Genomic DNA, 6,976 nt, shown 5'->3' with positions numbered 1-6,976 from the left:
CCTGCCGTCCGATCGACGACAAGCGCGGCACCATCGCCTACAGGACCAAAACCGCCGGCGTGCTGCTCAAGCGCACCGCCGCGATCGCCGCCCAGCGCGCGGGAGGACACTAGCACCATGGCGAAACTGCACGTCATCACCTCAGTCAACGGCGAGCCGGTCGAATTCCTGTGCGAGCCCTACGAGACCATGCTCGACGCGCTGCGTGGGCAATTGGGGCTCACCGGCTCCAAGGAGGGCTGCGCGTCCGGCGATTGCGGGGCCTGCTCGATCACGCTCGACGGCCGCCTGGTCTGCTCCTGCCTGATGCTCGCGGCCGAAGCCGAAGGCCACGAGATCAGGACCATCGAGGGCATGGCGAGGGGCGAGAAGCTGCATCCGTTGCAGCAGAAGTTCCTCGAGCACGCCGCGCTTCAGTGCGGTATCTGCACCTCGGGCATGCTGGTCGCCTCCGAGGCGCTGCTCGCCAGGAATTCAAACCCGACCGAAGAGGAAGTCCGCTTCTGGCTTGCCGGCAATCTCTGCCGGTGCACCGGTTACGACAAGATCGTCCGCGCGGTGATGGAGACCGCTGCCGAAATGCGGGAGATGCGCCCATGAACGTCGTCAACAACAAATGGATCGGCCAGCGCACCATCCGGCCCGATGGCGTCGACAAGGTGACCGGCCGCGCGGCGTTTGCCGCCGACACCACTATGCCCGGCATGATCTGGGGCAAGGTGCTGCGCAGCCCGCATCCCCACGCCCGCATCAGGTCGATCAACACCGCCAAGGCCGAGGCGCTGCCCGGCGTCAAGGCGGTGGTCACCTCGCGCGACATCGTCGACTTCACGATCGAGAAGGGCGCGGTGATGCTCGGCATCCAGGACATGCGCTGGATGTGCCGCAACGTGATGGCGCGCGACAAGGCGCTGTTCCCCGGCCATCCCGTCGCCGCCGTCGCCGCGACCACGGAGGCGATCGCGGCGGAAGCCTGCAAGCTGATCGAGGTCGACTACGAGGTGTTGCCCTGGGCGATCGAGATCGACGACGCGCTGAAGGCGGATGCGCCGATCCTGCACGAGTTCAACAGATTCGACGGCAAGCCCTCGAACATCATGGGCCGTCTCGAATCCAGGAAGGGCGACATCGCGCAGGGCTTCAAGGATGCTGAAGTCGTCATCGAGCGCTCCTTCACCACGCGCCCGGTGCATCAGGGCTATATCGAGCCGCATGCCTGCCTGATCTCGGTCGCGGCCGACGGCAAGACCACGATCTGGTCGTCGAGCCAGGGCCAGTTCATGGTGCGCGCGATGACCTCGATGCTGACCGGCATCCCGCAGAGCGACATCCGCGCCATCCCCGCCGAGATCGGCGGCGGCTTTGGCGGCAAGACCATCGTCTATCTCGAGCCGCTCGCGACCTTGCTCGCCAGGAAATCCGGTCGCCCGGTGAAGATGGTGATGACCCGCGAGGAGGTGATGCGCGCCACGGGGCCGACCTCGGGCTCGAAGAGCACGGTGAAGATCGGCGCCAAGAAGGACGGCACCATCGTCGCCGCCCATGGCAGCTTCTATCTGCAGGCCGGCGCCTTCCCGGGTTCGCCGATCCGCGGTGCAGTCGGATGCAGCTTCGCGCCCTACGACATCCCGCATGTGCTGTCGGAGGGGTTCGACGTCTGCTCCAACCGCTCCAAGGTCGCGGCCTATCGCGCGCCGGGCGCGCCGATCGGCGCCTATGCGGTGGAGTGCGTGCTCGACGAGCTTGCCGAGGCGCTCAAGATGGACCCCTTAGCGCTGCGGCTGAAGAATGCGGCGAAGGAAGGCACCAAGGCGGCGCACGGCCCGGTGTTCCCGCGGATCGGCTATATCGAGACGCTGGAAGCCGCGAAGAACCATCCGCATTATGCCGCGCCGCTCGGCAAGCTGCAGGGCAGGGGCGTCGCGTCCGGCTTCTGGTTCAACGCCGGCGGTGAATCCTCCGCGCAGGTCAACATCACCGAGGACGGCAACGTCGTCGTCACGACCGGGCATCCCGATATCGGCGGCTCGCGCGCCGGCATCGCCAATATCTGCGCCGAACTGCTCGGCATCGACTACAAGCGCGTCTCCGTCATCATCGGCGACACCCAGACGGTCGGCTTCTCCAACCTGACCGGCGGCAGCCGGGTGCTGTTCGCCTCCTCGATGGTGGTGACGCAGGCGGCCGACAAGGTGATCGCGACCTTGCGCGAGCGCGCGGCGAAGCTCTGGGAGATCGACCCTGAAGCCGTGAAGTGGGAGAACGGTGCCGCGCATCCGGTGAGCCCGAATGCCGGCCAGTTCGAGCCGTTGACGCTCGCCGACCTCGCCGAGAAGGCGCCGTCGCAGGGCGGCCCGATCGGCGCCAGCGTGCAGCTCAACACGCAAGGCGCGGAGGGTGGCTTCGGCACACATATCTGCGACGTCGAGGTCGATGTCGATCTCGGCATCGTCCGCGTCATTCGCTACACCGCCGTGCAGGATGTCGGCCGCGCCGTGCATCCGAGCTATGTCGAGGGCCAGCTGCAGGGCGGCGTCGCGCAGGGCATCGGCTGGGCGCTGAACGAGGAGTACATCTACAACAAGGACGGCAAGGTCGATAATCCGGGCTTCCTCGATTATCGCATGCCGGTCTGCTCCGACCTGCCGATGCTCGATTGCGCGCTGGTCGAGGTGCCGAACCCGAAGCATCCGCAGGGCGTCAAGGGCGTCGGCGAGGTGCCGCTGGTGCCTGTGATGGCCGCGGTCGCCAACGCCGTCCACAACGCGCTCGGCAAACGCTTCTACAGCCTGCCGATGTCGCCGCCGAAAGTGTCGGAGGCGTTGGATGCGCCGGCGCAGCAGGCCGCGGAGTAGGGAACGTAGGGCGGGTTGCGGTTGCGGTTCGCAAGCCGCCCTACGGTTCTATAGCGGTTGCCGGGTAGCCCGGATGAGCGAAGCGATATCCGGGGAGGTGATCCCGCATGTTGCGGAGCCCGTCATCGGGCCCACGTTCGTGCGACCCGTTGGCTCATCCGGACAACAGAACAGTTCCGTTCACCGCAGCTCCTTCCCCAACTGCGCCAACACCGTCTCGCAGGTCATCAGATCCAGGTGCCCGCCGCCGGCGTTCTTGAAGAAGGTGATGTCGCTATCCGACAGCCGGCCGGCGACGGTGCCGCGGGCAAGATCGTAGTGGTCGCCGAGCACGTCGCTCTCGGTGATCGCGCCGCTCGCGATCGGTTGCAGGATGTCGCCGACGCCGTCGAAGGCGGATTCGCGGCGGTCGACGAAGATGCGCGAACGCCGCGCCGCCTCGTCGTCGGACTCGCGGGTCTCCGGGGTGAAGCCGCCGACCAGGTCGAGATGGGTGCCGGGCCTTAAATTGGCGCCCTTGACCAGCGGCTCGCGCGAGCGGGTGCAGGTGGTGATGATGTCGGCCTCGCGGGTCGCGGCGTCGAGGTCGGTGACGGCCTCGGCCGCGATGCCGTCGGCTTCCAGCAGCGCGGCGAGCTCCTGGGCGCGGTCCACGGTCCGGTTCCAGACCCGCACCCGCTTCAGCTGCGGCCGCACGGTGCGGTGGCCGCGCACCAGCCAGCGCGCCATCTCGCCGGCGCCGACCACCAGCAGCGTCTCGGCATCCGGCCGCGCCAGGTGCTTGGCGCCGAGTGCGGAATCCGCGGCGGTCTTCCAATGGGTGATCTCGGCGGCGTCCATCACCGCGAGCGGACGCCCGTCATTGCCGTCGAACAGCACGCAGACCGCCTGCACCGCCGGCAGCTTGCCGTGGGCGAGGTTGCCGGGAAAGCTGGTGTAGAGCTTGGTCATCATGAAGCGGCCGGCATCGACCGCGCTGCGCGTCACCAGCTGCTGGCCTTTGTCGTCGCCGAGATAACCGTCGTGCACCGCGATCTTCGGCCGCCGGTGCGCGGCCTCGATCGCCTCGATCAGGACCGGAAAGCTCAGGACGCGGTTGACCTCGCTGTCGTCGACGATATGCACGTGGTATCTCCTCTGGAGCGCCCCTCGCGCTCTCGCCGGACGTCCCCCCAAACCTGTGCGGACTGGATAGCGCGTGGGGACGGCTAGTCAACCGGACATGCACCGCCGGGCGTCCCTTGCTATCCTGCGGACCTGATTCTCTCGCAGGTTCTCGCAAGCCGTGGTCGCATTCATCGTCGCTGTCCTGATCTTCATCCTGCTCGGCGGCGCCGCGCTTGCGACCATGGCGATCCATGCCCGGCTCGCCGATCATCACCGCAGCGACGAAACCAATACCTCGGTACGCTTGGTCGCGACGCTGTTCGTCACCATGCCGTCGCTGCTGCTCGGCCTGATGATGAACAGTGCCGCCAACACTTATGTCGCGGTCGACCGCAATTTGCATGTGTTCGCCACCGACATTATCCTGCTCGACCGCAGCATGCGGCCGCTCGGCCCGAGCGCCGACGAGCCGCGCAAGCGGCTGCTCGCCTATGTCGAGCAGGTGCTCAAGGATGTCCCGATCTCGCGGGCGAACGAGGTGTCCGAACATCTGCTCGACGAGGTCGGCAACAGCCTCCGTGAGCTCAGGTTCGACGACGAGCAGAAGGTCGCGCTGTGGAACGACGCGCGGTCGGTCTACCGGCAGGCGGTGCAGCAGCGCTGGACCTTTGTCGAGCAGTCCGACGGCTCGTTTCCGTCACCGCTGATCTGCATCCTGGTCGGGTGGCTGACGCTGATGTTCGCAACCCTCGGCTTTCGCGCGCCGCGCAACGCGGTGGTGATCTCGACCACCGTCGCTGCCGCGGCGCTGATCTCGGCCGCGATCTACTTGATCCTCGAAATGAGCACGCCGTTCTCCGGCCCGATCCAGCTCTCCGACCGCCCGCTGGTCCGCGCGGTCGAGGAAATCAAGCGGTAATGTAGCCCGGATGAGCGAAGCGACATCCGGGGCGGAGTCTCCCGCATGTCGCTGCGGTCATGCGGGCTACGGGAAGGTATCGGCACGCGCCTGCGGCTTTATTCCCCTCGCATTGACGGCTGTTTCGAAAATTCTTCGCGCGCCATCAGCGGAATAGTGCGCGCCCTCCGGCGTCCTAACGCATGCAAGCCATTTGCATTCGAACAGGAGACATCATGAAGACGTCGATCTCGCTCGCGCTCGCCACCGCCGTGTCGTTTGTGTTCGCCTCAGCCGCCTTTGCCGCGCCGCCGACCAAGACCGGAACCACCGCGAAAGGCTCCGTCCTCACCGACGCCAAGGGTATGACGCTCTACACCTTCGACAAGGATTCCGAAGGCAAGTCGGCCTGCAACGGCCCGTGCGCGACGAACTGGCCGGTCTTGAAGGCGGACGCCAGCGACAAGGCCGAAGGCGGCTACACCATCATCTCGCGTGACGACGGCTCCAAGCAGTGGGCCTACAAGGGCAAGCCGCTCTATACCTTCGCCAAGGACCAGAAGGCCGGCGACATCACCGGCGACGGCTTCCTCAACGGCGCCTGGCACCTCGCACAGCCCTGAGGCTTGCAGGTGGATTGAGGGTAGGGCGGGTTAGCGCAAGCGTAACCCGCCATCTCTCCGCGCGCGAAACATGCGGCGGGTTGCGCGGAGCCTGCCATCGGGCCGCCCTGCGGGCGGACCCGTTGGCTAACCCACCCGTCGATCGTGCCTGAGGCGACGATCGCGCCTCACGTCCTGCGCTTCAGCGCCATGCCCATGCTGATCCAGCTCACGCCGGCGCAGATCAGATCGACGCTGAGGAAGATGCCGAGCACGTAGAGGCTCGAGACCGGCCAGCGCGCCAGGATCATGGCGCCGAGCACCAGCGTGATCAGGCCGGAGATCGCGACCATTCCCCAGGGCGCTTCCGAGTTCATGCCGAAGGCGAGGAAGATGCGGACGATGCCCGACACCACCAGCGCGATGCCGAGGAACAGCGTCAGCGTCGCCGCGGCGAGCAGCGGGTTCTCGAAGGTGATGAAGCCCGCCACGACATAGAGCGCGCCGAGCAGCAGCCAGAACAGGAATTTGCCCCAGGTCTTGAACTGGAACGCGTTGATGATCTCGGCGACGCCGGCGACGATCATCATGGCGCCGACGAACAGCACGCTGACGACGGTGGCGAAGAAGACGCTGCCGAAGGCGAGCACGCCGGCGATCAGGTAGATCACCCCGAGGGCGACGATCCAGCCCCACTTGGCGCGGAGGTTGGAAAGCCCGGATCCGAGGCTGTGAGGAGGTGTGGCGGGTGAGCTGGACGCAGTGGACATCGTATCGCTCCCGAATACTTGATGAAACCATGCTACCATAGGTCAAGGCACGGACAAGGGCGGGTGCGCAGCTGGCACGAACTGCATGCTGGCACCAAAGGCGCCGCGACACGTTGATTCAGTTCGTCCGCTGTGTTGCCGCGCAGCATTCGTCGGTTTGACGACGGCCGGCCCGCATCGGACGATGGACTGTCCGGACCGCAGCGCAAGCGGTCCGGATCGCGCATCCACAGAGGAGGTCGACATGCCCGCCACGCACGACAAGGATCACGTCTACAAAATCCTGGAACTGGTCGGATCATCGGACAAGAGCATCGAGGCGGCGATCGAGAACGCCGTCAGCCGCGCGTCAAAGACGATCCGGGAAATGAAGTGGTTCGAGGTGGTGCAGACGCGGGGCCATATCGAGGACGGCAAGATCCGGCACTACCAGGTGGCGCTCCGGGTCGGCTTTACGCTGGAGTAGCGCGTTCAGGTCGCTTGCGCCTTGCAGCCTGTAAGATGGGTAGAGCCAACGGCGTACTTCGCTCGCGGTACGGGGAGAGGTGCGACAAATTAGCCCGACGGGCAACCCAGCATCATGTCGCGAGAACGCGAAGCTGTGTCCCCGTTTTCATCTGTCATCGCCCGGCTCGCCGCCTCCGCTAAAGCTTCGGCGCGCCATGGATGCATGGCCTCGTCGAAGCCTTGGCGTAGACGGGACGGGGCGATCCAGTACGCCGCGGCTTCTCGGTGACGCACCGA

At 66.2% G+C, this 6,976-nt stretch carries 8 protein-coding genes and 1 pseudogene; 6 read left to right on the top strand and 3 right to left on the bottom strand.

What is annotated here, in order from left to right:
- From AKL29_RS46475 to AKL29_RS23615, 3 genes and pseudogenes are all read left to right on the top strand, one after another.
- Positions 1-113: pseudogene (locus AKL29_RS46475) on the top strand (FAD binding domain-containing protein); the annotation flags it as partial.
- Between the two features lie 4 nt (positions 114-117).
- The gene (locus tag AKL29_RS23620; RefSeq protein WP_028336138.1) at positions 118-600 is read left to right on the top strand and encodes a (2Fe-2S)-binding protein; all 483 of its coding nucleotides are present in this window, start codon (positions 118-120) and stop codon (positions 598-600) included.
- Positions 597-2,855, top strand: a complete 2,259-nt coding sequence (locus AKL29_RS23615) for a xanthine dehydrogenase family protein molybdopterin-binding subunit (protein WP_028336139.1) — start codon at positions 597-599, stop codon at positions 2,853-2,855. Before AKL29_RS23620 ends, AKL29_RS23615 begins: the two co-directional genes overlap by 4 nt.
- Positions 2,856-3,035: 180 nt before the next feature.
- Here the strand turns inward: AKL29_RS23615 and AKL29_RS23610 are convergent, their stop codons facing one another.
- Complete coding sequence (locus tag AKL29_RS23610; RefSeq protein WP_028336140.1) at positions 3,036-3,980, bottom strand: ornithine cyclodeaminase family protein; 945 nt, start codon at positions 3,978-3,980, stop codon at positions 3,036-3,038.
- Between the two features lie 160 nt (positions 3,981-4,140).
- Here AKL29_RS23610 and AKL29_RS23605 point away from each other — a divergent pair, with 160 nt between their 5' ends.
- Together AKL29_RS23605 and AKL29_RS23600 are read left to right on the top strand one after the other, a co-directional pair.
- Positions 4,141-4,881 (top strand): bestrophin-like domain, encoded by a 741-nt coding sequence (locus tag AKL29_RS23605; RefSeq protein WP_028336141.1) that lies wholly within the window; start codon positions 4,141-4,143, stop codon positions 4,879-4,881.
- Positions 4,882-5,096: 215 nt separating this feature from the next.
- Positions 5,097-5,483, top strand: coding sequence for a COG4315 family predicted lipoprotein (locus tag AKL29_RS23600; RefSeq protein ID WP_028336142.1), 387 nt, complete (start codon positions 5,097-5,099; stop codon positions 5,481-5,483).
- A gap of 167 nt (positions 5,484-5,650) precedes the next feature.
- Here the strand turns inward: AKL29_RS23600 and AKL29_RS23595 are convergent, their stop codons facing one another.
- Entirely contained in the window at positions 5,651-6,232 is a 582-nt protein-coding gene (locus AKL29_RS23595) for an HdeD family acid-resistance protein (RefSeq protein WP_028336143.1), read from the bottom strand.
- Between the two features lie 244 nt (positions 6,233-6,476).
- Between AKL29_RS23595 and AKL29_RS23590 the strand changes: the two genes are divergently transcribed.
- Positions 6,477-6,698 (top strand): dodecin, encoded by a 222-nt coding sequence (locus AKL29_RS23590; protein WP_026192947.1) that lies wholly within the window; start codon positions 6,477-6,479, stop codon positions 6,696-6,698.
- 89 nt (positions 6,699-6,787) lie between these two features.
- On the opposite strand, the gene AKL29_RS44020 is transcribed toward AKL29_RS23590, so the two are convergent.
- Positions 6,788-6,976 (bottom strand): hypothetical protein (locus AKL29_RS44020; RefSeq protein WP_210168333.1); only part of this gene is annotated, 189 nt, incomplete at its 5' end.

It is taken from the genome of Bradyrhizobium pachyrhizi, from assembly GCF_001189245.1.
Classification (GTDB): Bacteria; Pseudomonadota; Alphaproteobacteria; order Rhizobiales; family Xanthobacteraceae; genus Bradyrhizobium; species Bradyrhizobium pachyrhizi.
This window is presented reverse-complemented; position numbering and strand designations above follow the sequence as displayed.

Excerpts from the sequence above, each read along its gene's own strand:
- AKL29_RS23620 (WP_028336138.1), top strand. The coding sequence starts at position 118 with ATGGCGAAACTGCACGTCATCACCTCAGTCAACGGCGAGCCGGTCGAA.
- AKL29_RS23615 (WP_028336139.1), top strand. The coding sequence starts at position 597 with ATGAACGTCGTCAACAACAAATGGATCGGCCAGCGCACCATCCGGCCC.
- AKL29_RS23600 (WP_028336142.1), top strand. The coding sequence starts at position 5,097 with ATGAAGACGTCGATCTCGCTCGCGCTCGCCACCGCCGTGTCGTTTGTG.
- AKL29_RS23595 (WP_028336143.1), bottom strand. The coding sequence starts at position 6,232 with ATGTCCACTGCGTCCAGCTCACCCGCCACACCTCCTCACAGCCTCGGA.
- AKL29_RS23590 (WP_026192947.1), top strand. The coding sequence starts at position 6,477 with ATGCCCGCCACGCACGACAAGGATCACGTCTACAAAATCCTGGAACTG.